This is a genomic window from Microbacterium sp. HM-570 (genome assembly GCF_054165885.1).
Window position 1 is genome coordinate 911,405 of sequence record NZ_CM135111.1, and the last position, 15,655, is coordinate 927,059.

A 15,655-nucleotide genomic window follows, 5' to 3' on the forward strand; every position below is an offset into this window, starting at 1 on the left:
TCTGCTTGCGTTCCCGGGCACCCTCGCGGCCGGGAACGGGCACGCCCACACCACGTGGGGCGTCGAAATCACGGTGGGGCGCGGGACACCACGCCCCACCGCGCCCCGGGCGCCCCAAGTCACGCAATGGACCGCACGAACGTGCGGTGCGGCGGCACGCCGGCAACTATCGCGCGGGAACGGTCAGGCGGAAGCCGCGGGCGCGGACTCGTGTGCCCCACCGGCCGCGGGGACCTCGGGCGTCGGCTACGGCGTGGGCTCGGGGAACAGCGCCGTCAGCAACTGCTCTGTCCAGGCGATCAGCTCGTCGTCCGAGAGCGCGTCGTTGCCCGACCGTGCATCGCCCGACCGTGGCATCGGCACCACGAGCGCCTCGCCACCCGACATGAGCTTGGCGCCGGGGTAGAGCCGCTGCATCCGCACCCGCAACGAATCCGGCAGGTGCGCCGGGGCGACCCGCAGATTCGGACCCATGGCAACGACATCCGTCAGGCCGGAGCGGGCGGCGCGGCGGCGCAGGCGAGCGACGGCGACGATGCCCGTGACCTCGGCCGGGGCCTCGCCATAGCGGTCGCGGAGTTCTTCGACGACGAGGTCGATAGCGTCGGGGGCTGCGGTCGCCGTCGCCGCGGACGAGAGCTTCTGGTACGCCTCGAGGCGGAGGCGCTCACTGTCGATGTATGACTCGGGAATGCGCGCCCGCACCGGCAACTCGAGGCGGAGCTCGGCCGGCCCCTCGACGTCGTCGCCGCGGAACGTCGCCACGGCCTCGCCGATCATGCGCAGGTAGAGGTCGAAGCCCACGCCCGCGATGTGTCCCGCCTGCTCGGCACCGAGCAGGTTGCCGGCCCCACGCAGCTCGAGGTCCTTCAGCGCGACCTGCATGCCCGAACCGAGATCGTTGTTGACGGCGATCGTCTCGAGTCGATCGGCCGCCGTCTCGGACAGCGGCTTCATGTCGTCGTAGAGGAAGTAGGCGTACGCACGCTCGCGGGCACGGCCGACGCGTCCGCGCAGCTGGTGCAGTTGCGACAGGCCGTACTTATCGGCGCGATCGATCACGATCGTGTTGGCGTTCGAGATGTCGAGACCGGTCTCGATGATCGTCGTGCACACCAGCACATCGAACTTGCGCTCCCAGAAGTCATCGACGACCTGCTCGAGCGCGTGTTCGCCGAGCTGTCCATGGGCGACCGCGATGCGCGCCTCGGGCACAAGTTCGGCCAGGTGCGCGGCTACCCGTTGGATCGACGAGACCCGGTTATGCACGTAGAAGATCTGCCCCTCGCGCAGCAACTCGCGGCGGATCGCGGCGGTGATCTGCTTGTCGTTGCGGGGTCCGACGTACGACAGGATCGGATGCCTGTCCTCGGGCGGCGTCGCGAGCGTGGACATCTCGCGAATGCCGGTGACCGCCATCTCGAGTGTTCGCGGGATCGGTGTCGCACTCATCGCGAGGATGTCGACGTTGGTCTTGAGCTTCTTCAGCGCGTCCTTGTGCTCGACACCGAACCGCTGCTCTTCGTCGATGATGATGAGCCCGACATCCTTGAACGACACCTTTTCGGTCAGGATACGGTGGGTTCCGATCACCATGTCGACGGAGCCATCCTCGAGGCCCGCGATGATCTCTCGCGCCTCTTTGTCGGTCTGGAAGCGCGAGAGTGCTCGCACGCGCACGGGGAACCCGGCGAACCGCTCGGCGAACGTCTCGAGGTGCTGCTTGACCAGCAGCGTCGTTGGCACGAGCATCGCGACCTGCTTGCCGTCCTGAATCGCCTTGAACGCCGCGCGCACCGCAACCTCGGTCTTACCGAACCCGACGTCGCCCGACAGCAGGCGGTCCATCGGGATGGGCCGTTCCATGTCGGCCTTGACCTCGTCGATCGTCTGCAACTGGTCGGGGGTCTCGGCGAACGGGAAAGCTTCTTCGAGCTCGCGCTGCCACGGGGTGTCGGGGCCGAAAGCGTGACCCTTGGCCGACATACGCGCCGAGTAGAGCTTGACGAGTTCGACGGCGATGTCGCGGACGGCCTTGCGGGCCTTGCCCTTGGCCGCTGCCCAGTCGCTACCGCCCATCTTCGACAGCGTCGGGGCCTCCCCCCCGACGTACTTCGACAGCAGGTCGAGCTGATCGGTCGGCACGAAGAGCTTGTCGCCGGGAAAGCCGCGCTTGCTCGGGGCGTATTCGACCACCAGATACTCACGCTTGGTCTTGACGGGGTTGCGCCCGCCGGACGAGACCTCGCGTTGCACGAGCTCCACGAAGCGACCTATGCCGTGCGTGGAATGAACCACGAAGTCGCCCGCCTTGAGCTGCAGCGGGTCGACGACGTTCCGCCGTCGCGATGCCAGTTTCCTGACCACGCGCGAGTCGGAACTGATCGTACGACCGTAAAAGTCGGACTCGGTGAGCACAGCGATCTTCGCATCGGCGAACGAGAAGCCCGCCTCGATCGGTGCCTGCACAAGCTGAGCGACACCCGGTTCGGGTGGCTCGGCGACATCCTCGACGATCCGAGCGGCGAACCCCCGCTCCGACAGCACATCCCGCGCACGATCGACCAGGCCTGATCCTGCTGCGGCGACGACCACACTCCAACCATCCGCCAGCAACTCACCGACGTGAGCCGTGGCCCCGTCGATGTTGCCGTGGAACGAGGGGATGCCTGCTCCCGCGAATCGGACGACCGAGGTGCCCACGGGATCGAACACGCCATCCGCGACCGCATCCACGGCACCCGAATCGAACGCGCTCAGCGTCCACCACACTCCACCGCGCTCGGACGAGGCCTCGCGCAGACTCGGCAGAGTCAAAAAGTCACCCTTGCCGAGGTCGATCGGCGTGTCTGCGCCCGCCGTTGCGGCACTCCAGGCTGCTTCGAGGAACTCGCGGTTCGTGTCCTGCAGTGTGATCGCGCGCGCGACCGCGCGTTCCGGATCGACGAGGGCCACCGCGGTGCCCGTCGGGAGATAGTCGACGAGCGGGACGATGCCGTCCGCCAGGACCGGCGTGAGTGACTCCATGCCCTCGACGGCGATGCCCTCGGACATCCGCTCGAGCATTCCCGCAAGCCCCGGCAGCTCGCCCTGCAGCAAACGGGCCCGTTCTCGGACCTCGGCCGTCAGCAGCAGCTCTCGGCTCGGCGGCAGGGCGATCGAGTCGATCGCGCCCGGAAGCGAACGCTGATCGGCGACCGCGAACGCGCGGATCTGATCGACCTCGTCGCCGAAGAACTCGATGCGGCAGGGATGATCGGCTATCGCCGGGAAGACATCCAGGATGCCTCCGCGCAGCGCGAACTCTCCGCGACGCGAAACCATGTCGACGCGCGTGTAGGCGAGTTCGACGAGTCGTTCGGCCAGCGACGTCAGGTCGTGGCCGCGTGTGCCGACCGCGAGTTCGACGGGTCGCACGCTCTCGAGGCCCGACGCGATCGGCTGAAGCGCGGCGCGCACCGACGCCGTCACGACGAGAGGCCGCGCCCCATCCCATTCGGCAACCCGGCGCAGCACCTCGAGCCGGGCACCGACGGTCTCGGGGCTCGGGCTCAGACGCTCGTGCGGCAGGGTCTCCCACGCGGGGAAAGACAGCACCAGGGCGTCGGGCAGATACGCCGCGAGCGAGGGGCCGAGCTGGTCCGCGCGACGTCCGGTGGGCGTGATGACGAGTAGCGCGGGCGGGCGACCCGACGCCGCGCGGCGCTCGACGAGGGCGGAGAGTACGGGGGCGACGAGCCCCTCGTTGAGCGAGAGATCGGCGTCGCGGGATGCCTCGTCGAGGCCCTCACGGAACGCTTCTGAGCGCGCCAGGGCGCGCGTGATTCCGTGAATTGACACATGACCAGTCTACGAGCCCCCACCGACACCGCGCCGTTCGCGACCCTAGGATGAGGGCATGAGCGACCAGACGCCGCCCACGGATGCGCCCTCCGCGAGGGACTACCCACTCCCCCCGACCGTACCGCCCGCCGCACCGCCGATCGAGCAGCCCGCCGCGAGTCCGGTAACGCCGCCGGTAGCGCCTCCCATCGCTCCCCCGGCACCCCCGTACCCGAACCCGCCCTCCGCGGGCGGATCGTATCCGGGCCCCCAGCATCCGTCGCTCCCCGGTCTGAACGCCGGCTACCCACCCGCCGGCATGTACCCGGGCTCGTATCCCGCCGCCGGCGCACCCGCCGCCGCGCCCGCGGCGAAGAAGCCGGGCGGCCTCGGGCTCGTCGCCCTACTGCTCGCTCTCGGGGCCGCTGTCGTCGCCCCGATCGTGGGTGCCGTCGCCGCATTCCAGGTCGGAACCGGCACTGCCTCGCGCTTCGAGTCGATGCCCAGCACGGCGTGGCCGGATCTGTCGTTTCTCTTCCCCGTTCGCGAGTGGGTGCTGCTCGGCGAGATCGCCTTCTGGGCCGGCACGGTGCTCGGCATCTGGGCGATCGTCCAGGGCATCGTCGCGATCGCGAAGCGTCGCGGGCTCGGAACCGGCATCGCCGCGATCGTCGTGGCCGTCGTCGCGATCTTCATCTTCGGCACGGTGGTCTACGCCGCGGGACTCGCGGGTGTCGCCACCGGCGCAACCATCGGCGCCTGACGCGCCATCCGCTTCTCGCCCCATCGCTTGTTGGGGCGTCCACACCCCGAGTTGGGGCGTCCACACCCCGAGTTGGGGCGTCCACACCCCGAGTTGGGGCGTCAGCGTCACGCTGGGGCGCGGAATACGACGCCCCAACGGGATTCTGACGCCCCAAGGTCGAGCACGACCACGTGCATAGCGCATAACAACGACGCCCCAGGTCGAGCGCGGCTACCCACTCGGCACGTGAAGGCGACGCCCCAGGTCGAGCGCGGCTACTCGCGAGGCGCGTGAAAACGCTGCTGGGCGGCGAGCAACCCCTCACCGACGACGAGCTCGACAGCATCCGCGGCGTCCCCGATCAGGAGCGGCAGCTGCGCTCTCTCGGTTGCACCAAACGGGTCGAGAACCCAGTCCGCCGCCTTCTGGCGACCGGGGGGCCGTCCGATCCCCACGCGGACACGCGTGAACTCCGGGGTATCCAGCGCCTTTGCGACATCGCGCACGCCGTTGTGACCACCGTGGCCGCCGCCGATCTTGAGCTTGATCGTGTCGAACGGAATATCAAGCTCGTCGTGGACAACGATTACCCGATCGGCCTCGATTCCGAAGAAAGCCGCGAGGCTCGAGACCGGCCCGCCCGAGACGTTCATGAACGAGTTCGGCTTCGCCAGCACGATCTTCGCTGAGCCCGGGCTGAGCCACGTCTCGGCAACCCGCGCGTTGGACCGATGGGACTTGAATGTCGCACCGCGGCGCCGGGCGAGTTCATCGACGACAATCTGCCCGATGTTGTGGCGCGTGCTCTCATATCGCGGTCCCGGGTTGCCGAGCCCCACCACCAACCACGCGTCAGCCACGTCAACTCCCTCTGTCTATGCCCTTATGCACGGAGCCCGCCCCCACCGTATCGGCGAGAGCGGGCTCCGGTTTGCGCGGTTGCGCGAATGCTTATTCGGCGGACTCGTCCTTGGCTTCCTCGGACTCGATGGCCTGTGCCGCGGACACAGCCGCGTCCAGCTCGGCGATCTCATCCTCGGCCGCAAGGGTCGCAGACGGAACCGAGATCGCGACGATGAGCGTCTCCGGGTCGACGATGAGCGACGCACCCTTGGGCAGCTTCAGGTCGGCCGCGGTGATGTGCGTGCCATCCTCGAGTCCCTCGACGTCGACCTCGACACGCTGCGGGATGTGCGTGGCTTCGACCTCCAGCAGAACCGTATTGGCGTCCTGAGCGGCGATCGTTCCGGGGAACGGCTCGCCGATGACCGAGATGGGCACGTCGACCTGAATCTTCTCGCCCTTCTTGACCACGAGCAGGTCGATGTGCTCGATGATCTGGTGCACGGGGTCCTTCTGGACATCCTTGACCAGCGTCAGCTGATGAGTGCCCTCGACATCGAGTTCGAGCACTGCGTTGGCGCGACGCAGGAGCAGTGCGACCTGGTGGCCGGGCAGGGCGACGTGTACGGGCTCTTCGCCGTGGCCGTAGATGACGGCCGGGATCTTGCCTGCTGCGCGGAGGCGACGGGCGAAGCCCTTGCCGAAGCTGGTACGAATCTCGGCGTGGACCTTGGTGTCGTCCGTGGTCGCAGCCTTGGTGTCTTTCGACATGTGAATCTCCTTGTGGGCACGCGACGGGGCGCGTCGCGTAGGTCTGGGGTTCTCGACTCATACGCCAACGCGGGAGGAGTGCCACCAGGGCCCACATCGCCACGTCGATCACGGATGCCTCGCGCAGCCGGACGACCGCACAACAACATCCCTCGCCGAGGGTAGACACCATGCTACCGGAGATGCCTGTAGCGTGATGACACCGACTTCTGTTCACGACCACCGGAGCTGATGATGATCGATGGCGTATTTTTCTCCCACGTAGTGGTGTGGTCGATTGGAGCCCTCACGGCCGTCGGCGCTGTGCTCACCGCCGGAGCCTTCTGGTCGATGGGCCGCTCTGGTTACCGCCAGGACTAGTGGGTGTCTCCGTTAGTTCGTCGGGGGTCATGCTGTTGCGTGTTCGTGTCGGTTGATGCGTTCGAGGAGGTCGTGTAGGGCGGTGCGTCCGAATCGCCAGTCGAACGGGGTCGCGGTGGCGTTGTAGCGTTCCTGGAATGTGAGGAGGCGTTGTTCGAGGACGGTCAGGTTCTCGAAGTCTTGAGGTTTGACGACCTTGCGCTGCACGATGGAGAAGTAGATCTCGACCTGGTTCAGCCAGGACGCGTGCACCGGCAGGTGCACGAGCGTCGCATTGGGGAAGGCGTCTTTCATTCGTTGGATGGAGGCGTTCCCGTTGTGGGAGGAGCCATTATCGACGACCCAGAAAACTCGGCGGGCCGACGCGTAGGGTTCGGTCGTCATCACCTGCTCAACGAGTTCGGTGAATGGCGTGATACCGGTGGTCGGAGCGCACCGGCCGATCACTTTCGCGTGGTGCACGTCGTAGGCGGCGAGATAGGCGAGGGTGCCGCCGCGACGATATTCGAACTCGACTCGCCGCAGCCTGTCTGGTGCCGGGGGCAGGCCCGGGTGGCGGCGGTGCAAGGCCTGCAACTGGGACTTCTCATCGGCGCTGATGACGTAGTCGTCGGCGCCGAGCGGTTCGCCGTCCCAGACTCGGCTGTAGAGGTCGAGCACCCGGCCGGCCTTGAACGCGAAGTTTTCATCACGGGGGAAGATCCAGGACCGGTGTTGCCAGGGCTTGATCGCGTCCGCATCCAACCAGCGGCGGACCGTGGACGCTGACACGGCAGACACGATCCCGCGAGCCGCTGCCTCGGAGGCAAGCTCAGCGTGAGACCACCGCGAGAGAGGAACCCCGGTCTCGGCGGGCAGCTGGCAGGCCAGCGCCTTGACTTCCGCGACTGCAGTGACAGCGAACACGGGAGGTCGCCCGGCGCGCGGCAGGTCGCCCAGCCCGCCCAGACCGCGGTGCGCGAATCGTGAGCGCCACTTGCGAACCGTGTCCACGTGCACGCCGAGCCGGTCGGCAATCTGCTGATTCGGTGTCCCCCGCGCAGCGGCGAGGATGATCCGGGCGCGCTGCGCCTCGCGGACCTCCGCTCGCACCCGTCGCGCCCGGCGGGACAGTTCGGCTCGTTCCGCGTCGGACAGTTCGATCACATGGGCACTGATCGCATGCATGATCAGGGGTTAACAGGGTCACGCGGGGATCTTGTGGCGACACGCGGACCCGGTCCGCGATCATGGTGACATGGCAGCCATCCCCGCATCCACGAGGTCTTCTCTCTCGCAGCGCCTCAACGCTCACGCCCGGGCACGATGGCCGCAACTGACCAACGTTTCCGTCACCTACCGCGGCCAGTTCGCATACATCGAAGGCACCGACGATCACGGCGAGCAACTGCGTCTGTGCCGACTCCGCTACGTCGGATACGCCAGCCAGTGGGGCTTCGCGATCTACCGCGCCAGCCACGACGACTACCAGCAAGCGTTCCTTCCCGGCGGCTGGCAAGCTGGCACCCCCGAAGACGCGCTCGACACAGCCTGCGGACTCTACCTCGGCGACCCCACCGCCTGGACCTGACCCCCCGACGAACTAACGAACACCACCACTAGTCAGCCTCGGGCCACAGGGCGACGACGACCTTGCCCGACGCCTGCGAGTCTCGAGCGACCGAGAACGCGCTGACCGCATGCTCTGCTGAAATCTCGTGCGTGATGACGCTTTCGATGAGCGGTGTCGTCGCGAGCAACTCGACCGCCGCGTCGATCTCGTCGTGGAACCGGAATGTGCCGACGTAGGTCAGCTCCTTCGAGATGAACGGCGAGATGTTCAGCGGCCGCGGCTCGTTCGGCACCATGCCCACCTGCACGACCGTGCCGCCCGGCCGCGCGGCGACGAGAGCGGTCGAGATCGAGGGGGCAACCCCCGAGCACTCGAGCACGACATCGTAGTGATTGGGAAGCAGCTGATCGCGGCTGACGTCGATCGTGTGGGCGGCCCCCAGCATCCGCGCCCGCTCCAGGGGCCCCGCCAGAACGTCGGTCGCCGTCACCTCGGCGGCACCTGCGGCGACGGCTGCCGCGATCGCAAGCAATCCGATCGGGCCCGAGCCCGTGACGAGGACGCGCTTGCCGGTCACATCACCGGCCCTCGACACACCGTGCAGCGCGACGGCGAGGGGCTCGGCGAGCACTGCGCGTCGGACGGGGAGCGAGGGTGGCAGGATCCGCACCATCGCTCGGTCGACGATCAGCTGCTCAACCATGCCACCCTGCGTGTGCGGCCAGGTGGAGGCGCTGCCGAGGTACGCGCCGTTCGGCCACAGGTGGGGGGCATCCTCGAGTCCGGGTGTGGGGGTTCCGAAGGTGGCCGGATGCACCGTCACGGGCGTGCCCGCGGCCCACTGCCCCGTAGGGTCGTGCGCGATCCGACCCGACACCTCGTGCCCGGGGATGAGGGGTTCGCGCACGACGAAGGCGCCGTTCGCGCCCTCGAAGTAGTAGTGCAGGTCGGACCCGCAGATACCGACGTAGTCGATGCGGACGCGGACCTGGCCGGCACCGGGTTCGGGCACATCGATCTCTCGAACGGTCAGGGTCTCTTTGGCGTCGATAAATGCAGCACGCATGCGCGGGGCCTTTCTGGGGATGACGTTCACACGACGGCGGTCATGCCGCCATCGACGAAAATGTTCTGCCCCGAAACGAAGCTGGATGCGTCCGACGCAAGAAACAGCAGGGCCCCGTCGAGCTCGGCAAAGTCACCCCAGCGTTGGGCAGGCGTCCGCTGCGTGAGCCAGGCGGTGAAATCGGGGTCATCGACCAGCGCACGATTCATCTCGGTCGCGAAGTAGCCGGGTGAGAGCGCATTGACCTGAATTCCATGGCGCGCGAGGTCGGCGGCCATGCCCTTGGTCAACTGCGCAGCTCCGCCCTTCGACGCCGAGTAGGGCGCGATGGTCTGGCGGGCCAGGTGCGACTGCACCGAGGCGACGTTGACGATTTTGCCCGAACCGCGCGTGATCATCGCGGGCGCGACGAAGCGCGAAACGTAGAAGACCCCCGAGAGGTTGGCGGCGATGATGTCGTCCCAGTCGGCGATGCCGAACTCCTGAATAGGAGCACGCCGCTGCACCCCCGCATTGTTGACGAGGATGTCGGGGGTACCGATGCGCTCGATCAGATCGGCCACGGCGGACTCGACCGCCGCCGCGTCGGTCACATCGAACGTGACCGACGCGGCGGGGCGACCCGACAGGGTCTCTGCCTCGGCCCGCGTCGCTTCGACCGCCTCGGCGTCCCGACCGTGCACGATCACCCGGGCGCGCGCCCGCGCGAGCGCGAGAGCGAGGGATCTGCCGAGCCCGCGGGACGAGCCCGTGACCAGGGCGAGACGGTCGGTGACGTCGAAGAGGGCAGACATGGCGATTTCTCCTGTTTTCGGGGGACGAAGGCGACGCGGATGCCGCGGGCTAGAGCAGCGACCCGATGCCGTACACCACGAGCACGAGAGCGAAGGCGAAGACCGACTCGATCGTCTGCTGCACGGTCCAGGTTTTCAGGGTCGTCTTGACATCCATTCCCATGAGTCGCCCGACGAGCCAGAAGCCCGAGTCATTGACGTGCCCCGCGAAGACCGAGCCTGCCGCGGTGGCCAGAGTGATCGCCGCGACCTGGAGGGGGTTGAAGTCCCCCGCGATCACGGCCGGCGCCGCAAGCCCCGCGGCCGTGACGAGCGCCACGGTCGCCGAACCCTGTGCCAGGCGGATCACGACCGCGATGATGTAGGCCGCGAAGATGATGGGCAGCCCGAGGTCGGCGAGGGTATCGGCGAGCGCGTCGCCGATACCGGATGCACGCAGCACGCCACCGAACATTCCGCCAGCGCCCGTGATCAGGATGACGGAGGCTACGGGACCGAGCGCCGAGTCGACGATCTTCTCGATGGCCGTGCCGTTCTCGCCCCGGCGGGTGCCGAGCACGATCATCGCGACGATCACGGTGATCAGCAGGGCGACGGCGGAGTTGCCGAGCAGGATCAGCAACTGGACCCAGGTGTTCTCGCCCGACACGGCGCCCGCGCTGATGAGGGTCGTGAGTCCGGTGTTGAGGAAGATGAGGAACATCGGCAGCAGCAGGATCATGATGATCGTGCTGGGCTTGGGCGGGTTGCTCGGCTGATCGGCGTCGATGTCACCGAAGATCGCCGGGACCGGCAGCTTGATGCGCGAAGCAACGAACTTTCCCCAGAGGTAACCGGAGACGTACCAGACGGGGAACGCGATGACGAGGCCGACGAGCAGGACGATGCCGAGGTTGGCGCCGTACAGCTCGCTCGCGGTGACCGGGCCCGGGTGCGGCGGCAGGAAGACGTGCATGACCGAGAAGGCCGCTGCCGCGGGCAGACCGAACAGCAGGACGTTGTTGCTCGAGACGCGACGCGCGACGGCGAAGATGATCGGCAACATCATCACCAGGCCCGCGTCGAAGAACATCGGGAATCCGAGGATCAGCGAGGCGATTCCGAGAGCGAACGGCGCCCGCTTCTCGCCGAAGATCTCGACGAACTTGTCGGCGAGGGCTTTTGCCCCACCGGAGTGTTCGATGAGCCTGCCGAGCATGGCTCCGAGCCCGACGAGCAGTGCGACGGTCGCGAGGGTGGCCCCGAAGCCGCCCGTGAGTGTCGTGGCGATCGCAGAGATCGGCACACCCGCAACGAGCGCGGTGAGAAGCGAAACGACGATCAGCGTCAAGAAAGCGTGCACCTTGAAGACGATGATCATGACGAGGATCAGCGCGATCGCTCCGGCCGCGATAGCCAAGAGCGGTCCGGTGCCCAGCGTCTGGGTCCAATCTTCCATCTGGATCTCCATTGATTGTGAGGAATGAGCGCGCCCGGGTGGCCGGGCGCTCCCGCGTTAGGATTCGAACGCCCCGCTCGGGCCGTCATGACTCGTGCGGGACCTGTGAATCCTCACACAATGATCGTATCTTTCACAACCTGTAATCATATTTTTGAGCGGAGTCAGCGTGGCACAGGCATCGCACGGTCCCGTGCTCGACAGTCTCGGGCTGCGCATTTCGGCAGGCGGACTCGCCCCGGGAGCCGTGCTCACGCTCGCCGGACTCGAATCCGAATACGGCGTCTCGCGCACTGTCATCCGTGAGGCCGTGCGGGTGCTGGAAGCGATGGGCATGCTCGAGTCACGCCGCCGGGTGGGCGTGACGGTGCTCCCCGCCGAGCGCTGGAGCGCCCTCGACACCAGGCTGATCGGCTGGCAATTGGAGGGCCCGGGCCGCGACCAGCAGCTGGCGGTCGTCACCGAGCTGCGCGCCGCCATCGAGCCGGTCGCCGCCCGCCTGAGCGCTCAGCGGGCCAGCGATGTGCAAAGGGCGGAAATCCTTCGCCTCGCACAGCGACTCGAGGAGCTCGGTGAAGCTGGGCTCGGGAACACTGACGAGTACCTCGCAAAAGACATCGCCTTTCACGACCTGATCCTCGATACGAGCGGAAATCTCATGCTCGCTGCCACCAAGTCGGCCATCGCCGCGGTGATCGCGGGCCGATCACACCTGGGGTTGACCCCAGACGTCCCCCACTCCGAGGCGCTCCACAACCACGTTCAGACCGCGGCCGCCATAGCCCGCGGCGACGCCGAGGCCGCCGAGCATCACACCCGCCGGTACGTCGACGCCGTGTTGCGCGAGGTCCGCACTACGCCCTGACGGCCGTCGCGACGCTCTCGCCGCGGAGCACCGCCAGCGCATCGGACACCGCCTGGGTTGCGGTCCGGACGATCGCCTCGCGCGTGTGTGCGCCGCTGTGCGGAGTCGAAACCACCCGAGGGTGCCCGACGAGCACGGAGGCGCTCGGCGGCTCGGTCTCGTAGACGTCGATCGCGACACCGTGTAAACGGCCGTCATCGAGCGCGGCCAGCGCCGCAGCCTCGTCGAGCAAGCCACCCCGCGCTGTGTTGACGACGATCGCGTCGGGCGGAAGCATCGCGAGCATCCGAGAATCGAACAGGTGTCGGGTCTCGGGCATCAGCGGAACATGCACGCTGATCACGTTGCTCGCACGGCAGAGGTCATCCAGATCCATCCGCTCCACACCCGCCTGGCGGAACGCCTCGTCAGGGAGGAGAGGGTCATATGCCACCACACGCATGCCAATGCCTCTGGCCCGCTCGGCCACGAGTCGTCCGATAGCGCCGAAGCCGGCGACACCGAACGTGCGTCCCGTCAGCTCGATCCCATCCCCTCGCGGCCACTCCCCCACACGAACTCCGCCATCCAGGCGCGGAATGCCGCGAGCAACGGCGAAGGCGAGGCCGATCGTCAACTCGGCGACCGCGAGGGAATTGGCTCCGGGCGTGCGGGTCACCACGATGCCGCGTCGCTCCGCCGCCTCGAGATCGATGTTGTTCGTACCCACGCCGTAACGCGAAATCACCCGCAACCGGTCCGCTGCGGCCAGAACCTCCGCTGTGTAGTCGTCGAGGCCAGCGATCACGGCGTCGACGCCACCGACGGCCTCGATCAGCTCGGGCGCCGTCATCGGTCGACCGGTCTCGTTGAAGATCACTTCGTCTGCAGCCTCGCGCAACGCGTCCAGAACGGGCGCGTCGCGGTTGCGACAGAGCGACGTCGGGGTGACAAGAACCTTCATCGAGTTTCTCCCTCCGCACCGGGCAGTGAGCGCGAGTACTGATCCAAATACCGCGCGAACTCTTCGTCGTACTGGGCGCGTCGCTCGAGCCGGGGTGTCACGACACGAACCTCTCCCTCATCGAGGGCCGGATGGCGATCCGACAATCCCGACGCGCGCAGGCCCATGCGAACGGCACCGAGGATCGAGCTGTGCTGGCGGGGCGAGACCTCCATCTCGGCGCCGAACACGTCGGCGGTGAGCTGTGTCCAGTAGGGAGACGACAGGACCCCGCCCGACAGCACGATGCGGCGCGGTGCGCCGTTCAGCGCCGTCAGCTCCTTGTAGCAGTGGTAGAGCGAATAGACCACGCCATCGAGCACCGACTGATAGATATCGGCGCGTGAGTGCTGCGGCTGCAGATCGACGATCCCGCCGCGGCGCTGATCTTGCCAACCCGGGCTTCGCTCACCGAACAGGAACGGCAAGAAGACGGGCAGGTCACGCCGATCCGCCGAGAGCAGCGGTTCGAGTTCGGCGTAGTCGGTGCTGAGCCCGAAGAGGCGCTCGCGAGCCCAATCGACGCAGTTGCCGCATCCGGACGTCGCCGCACCGCTCAGAGCGCCCACGGGCGATCGATACGACCACGTGCTGAGGGTCGGCGAGAGTGAGGGGTGCAGGGTCGAGAAGCGGAGAGCGCCGCTCGTTCCCATCGAGAATGTCATGTCGCCCGGCTCTGTCGCGAGGTCGCCGACCTGACTCAGCCCACCATCGGGCCCGGGCGTCAGCACCGGAATGCCCGGACGCAACCCCAGCAGCACGGCCGCCTCGTCGCGGAGCGGCGCGGTGTCGCTCGACGAGCGGAGCTCTGGCAGCAGCACCCCTCCCAGGCCCATCCGCTCGATCACCTCGTCGTCCCACTCCGCGGTGTGCGCGTTCAAAAGCCCCGTGCCCGACGCCAGCGAGGGGTTCGTCCAGACCTCACCCGTCAATCGCGCGAAGTTGAGACTCGACTGGTCGAGGGCGAGCAGTCCGTCGACGGACGTGCCGTTGTCGGCCAGATACCGGAGCTTGAACACGGGATACACCGCGTTGACCATGCATCCCGTGCGCTCGTAGAACCACCAGGTGAATTCCTGATCGGACCGCAGGCGCGCGCACAGATCTTGCGCCCCGGTGTACGGCCACTCCATGACGGGCGTGACGGCGGACAGGTCGGCGCGGCGGAGGGTGAGTCCGTGCCAGGTACCGCTCAGCACGATCAGGTCGATAGCGGCGCCTGCGGCGCTCTCACGCCCCAGCGCCATCATCTGGGTATAGATCGCATCGCCGTCGCGGACGGCAGAATCCGGACCGCTCACCTCGAAACGGCGGCTGCGCACAGCCACCGATCCCGTCTCGGTATCGAACAGCATCGTCTTGGCGGAGGTCGTACTGGCCTCGAGAGCGAGAATGATCATGGGTCCTGGTTCCGTCGTTGGAGGGGCGTCCACGGCACCCAGGCACGCGGCCGGGAGCCATCACACCCCCAATGATATGATTTTTGCGTCCATGCGCCACGACCGCGCCGAGCGGAAGCAGATGATGCCCACACCTTTTGCCGCCCTCGCGAACCATAAAATCGTTCCGGTCGTCACGACGGACTCAGCCGAACAGGGCCTCGAAATCGCGCTGGCGCTCGCCCGAGGAAGTCTGCCCGTCGCAGAGATCACGTTCCGGACGCCCGCGGCGGCAGACGTCATCCGAGCCATCCGCGACAGCGGTCCCCGCGCGCCCGACGAAGATGGCGTCGGGAGCGGCGCCGACGTCCTCGTCGGGGCCGGAACCATCGTGCGACCCGACCAGGTCGACGCGGCCGTTGCCGCGGGAGCGCACTTCGTCGTGTCGCCCGGCCTCTCCCGCGCCGTGGTCGAAAGATGCCACGAACACGGAATCCCGATCATCCCGGGTGCCGTGACCGCCACCGAAATTCAGGCGGCCATCGAACTCGGCGTGCAGACCGTGAAGTTCTTTCCCGCCGAGACATCCGGCGGTGCCGCCGCAATCCGTGCGTTGACCGCACCATTCGCCGAGGTCGGCTTCATGCCCACCGGCGGTGTCGGGCCCGCGAATCTCGGCGACTACCTGTCGATAGCGGGCGTTGTCGCCGCCGGCGGGTCATGGATGTTGCCCGCTGCCAGCATCACCCGCGGAGACACCGACGACATCACTCGCCTCACCCGCGAGGCCGTCGAACTCGCGGCGCGCTATGCGCCCGCGGGTCTACGCTAAGGCTGGCCCCGGAGACCACGGTCGAGTACCCGCGAAAAACGAGCACACCCTAGGCTGAAACAACACCCCGCTGACGGCAAGGAGCATGCGTGTCCTCTCACGAGAACCCGGCACAGACCAACATCTCGCACGATCGGGAGGACTCGCCCGGCTCGGCACCGGAGCACGAAGGTGCGCCTCGCCCGGAGAATGTCGACCGCGACACG

At 67.4% G+C, this 15,655-nt stretch carries 13 protein-coding genes; 4 read left to right on the forward strand and 9 right to left on the reverse strand.

All coding sequences use genetic code 11. The annotated features are described in order from the left end of the window. Positions 1 to 246 precede the first annotated feature (246 nt). Positions 247 to 3,840 (reverse strand): transcription-repair coupling factor, encoded by a 3,594-nt coding sequence (gene mfd, locus ACT9TC_RS04280; RefSeq protein WP_458042186.1) that lies wholly within the window; start codon positions 3,838 to 3,840, stop codon positions 247 to 249. A gap of 58 nt (positions 3,841 to 3,898) precedes the next feature. On the opposite strand from mfd, the gene ACT9TC_RS04285 reads away from it, so the two are divergent. Continuing rightward, positions 3,899 to 4,585, forward strand: a complete 687-nt coding sequence (locus ACT9TC_RS04285) for a hypothetical protein (protein ID WP_458042187.1) — start codon at positions 3,899 to 3,901, stop codon at positions 4,583 to 4,585. A gap of 257 nt (positions 4,586 to 4,842) precedes the next feature. Here the strand turns inward: ACT9TC_RS04285 and pth are convergent, their stop codons facing one another. From pth to ACT9TC_RS04300, 3 genes are all read right to left on the reverse strand, one after another. Beyond that, positions 4,843 to 5,427 (reverse strand): aminoacyl-tRNA hydrolase, encoded by a 585-nt coding sequence (pth, locus tag ACT9TC_RS04290; RefSeq protein ID WP_458042188.1) that lies wholly within the window; start codon positions 5,425 to 5,427, stop codon positions 4,843 to 4,845. Positions 5,428 to 5,518: 91 nt separating this feature from the next. Beyond that, a complete protein-coding gene (locus tag ACT9TC_RS04295) occupies positions 5,519 to 6,181 on the reverse strand; it encodes a 50S ribosomal protein L25/general stress protein Ctc (RefSeq protein WP_458042189.1) in 663 nt (220 codons plus the stop codon). 387 nt (positions 6,182 to 6,568) lie between these two features. Then, complete coding sequence (locus tag ACT9TC_RS04300) at positions 6,569 to 7,708, reverse strand: IS630 family transposase (RefSeq protein WP_458040812.1); 1,140 nt, start codon at positions 7,706 to 7,708, stop codon at positions 6,569 to 6,571. A 70-nt stretch (positions 7,709 to 7,778) separates the two neighbouring features. Here ACT9TC_RS04300 and ACT9TC_RS04305 point away from each other — a divergent pair, with 70 nt between their 5' ends. Then, positions 7,779 to 8,111: a hypothetical protein gene (locus ACT9TC_RS04305; protein WP_458040811.1), complete on the forward strand. Its 333-nt coding sequence runs from the start codon at positions 7,779 to 7,781 to the stop codon at positions 8,109 to 8,111. Between the two features lie 28 nt (positions 8,112 to 8,139). Here ACT9TC_RS04305 and ACT9TC_RS04310 read toward each other — a convergent pair whose 3' ends face one another. The 3 genes from ACT9TC_RS04310 to ACT9TC_RS04320 are packed head-to-tail and all read right to left on the reverse strand — an operon-like array spanning position 8,140 to position 11,391. Further along, positions 8,140 to 9,159 (reverse strand): zinc-binding dehydrogenase, encoded by a 1,020-nt coding sequence (locus tag ACT9TC_RS04310; protein WP_458042190.1) that lies wholly within the window; start codon positions 9,157 to 9,159, stop codon positions 8,140 to 8,142. A gap of 26 nt (positions 9,160 to 9,185) precedes the next feature. Then, complete coding sequence (locus tag ACT9TC_RS04315; RefSeq protein WP_458042191.1) at positions 9,186 to 9,953, reverse strand: SDR family oxidoreductase; 768 nt, start codon at positions 9,951 to 9,953, stop codon at positions 9,186 to 9,188. A gap of 49 nt (positions 9,954 to 10,002) precedes the next feature. Further along, the gene (locus ACT9TC_RS04320; protein ID WP_458042192.1) at positions 10,003 to 11,391 is read right to left on the reverse strand and encodes a GntP family permease; all 1,389 of its coding nucleotides are present in this window, start codon (positions 11,389 to 11,391) and stop codon (positions 10,003 to 10,005) included. A gap of 169 nt (positions 11,392 to 11,560) precedes the next feature. On the opposite strand from ACT9TC_RS04320, the gene ACT9TC_RS04325 reads away from it, so the two are divergent. Next, positions 11,561 to 12,256 carry a FadR/GntR family transcriptional regulator gene (locus ACT9TC_RS04325; protein ID WP_458042193.1) on the forward strand — a complete coding sequence of 232 codons (696 nt, stop codon included), beginning with the start codon at positions 11,561 to 11,563 and terminating at the stop codon, positions 12,254 to 12,256. Here the strand turns inward: ACT9TC_RS04325 and ACT9TC_RS04330 are convergent. Together ACT9TC_RS04330 and ACT9TC_RS04335 are read right to left on the reverse strand one after the other, a co-directional pair. Beyond that, the gene (locus tag ACT9TC_RS04330) at positions 12,246 to 13,199 is read right to left on the reverse strand and encodes a phosphoglycerate dehydrogenase (protein ID WP_458042194.1); all 954 of its coding nucleotides are present in this window, start codon (positions 13,197 to 13,199) and stop codon (positions 12,246 to 12,248) included. The genes ACT9TC_RS04325 and ACT9TC_RS04330 overlap by 11 nt on opposite strands. Further along, on the reverse strand, positions 13,196 to 14,638 hold the full coding sequence (locus tag ACT9TC_RS04335) for a gluconokinase (protein ID WP_458042195.1): 1,443 nt from the start codon (positions 14,636 to 14,638) through the stop codon (positions 13,196 to 13,198). Before ACT9TC_RS04335 ends, ACT9TC_RS04330 begins: the two co-directional genes overlap by 4 nt. Before the next feature lie 91 nt (positions 14,639 to 14,729). On the opposite strand from ACT9TC_RS04335, the gene eda reads away from it, so the two are divergent. Further along, entirely contained in the window at positions 14,730 to 15,449 is a 720-nt protein-coding gene (eda, locus tag ACT9TC_RS04340) for a bifunctional 4-hydroxy-2-oxoglutarate aldolase/2-dehydro-3-deoxy-phosphogluconate aldolase (RefSeq protein ID WP_458042196.1), read from the forward strand. The last annotated feature ends 206 nt before the right edge of the window (positions 15,450 to 15,655 follow it).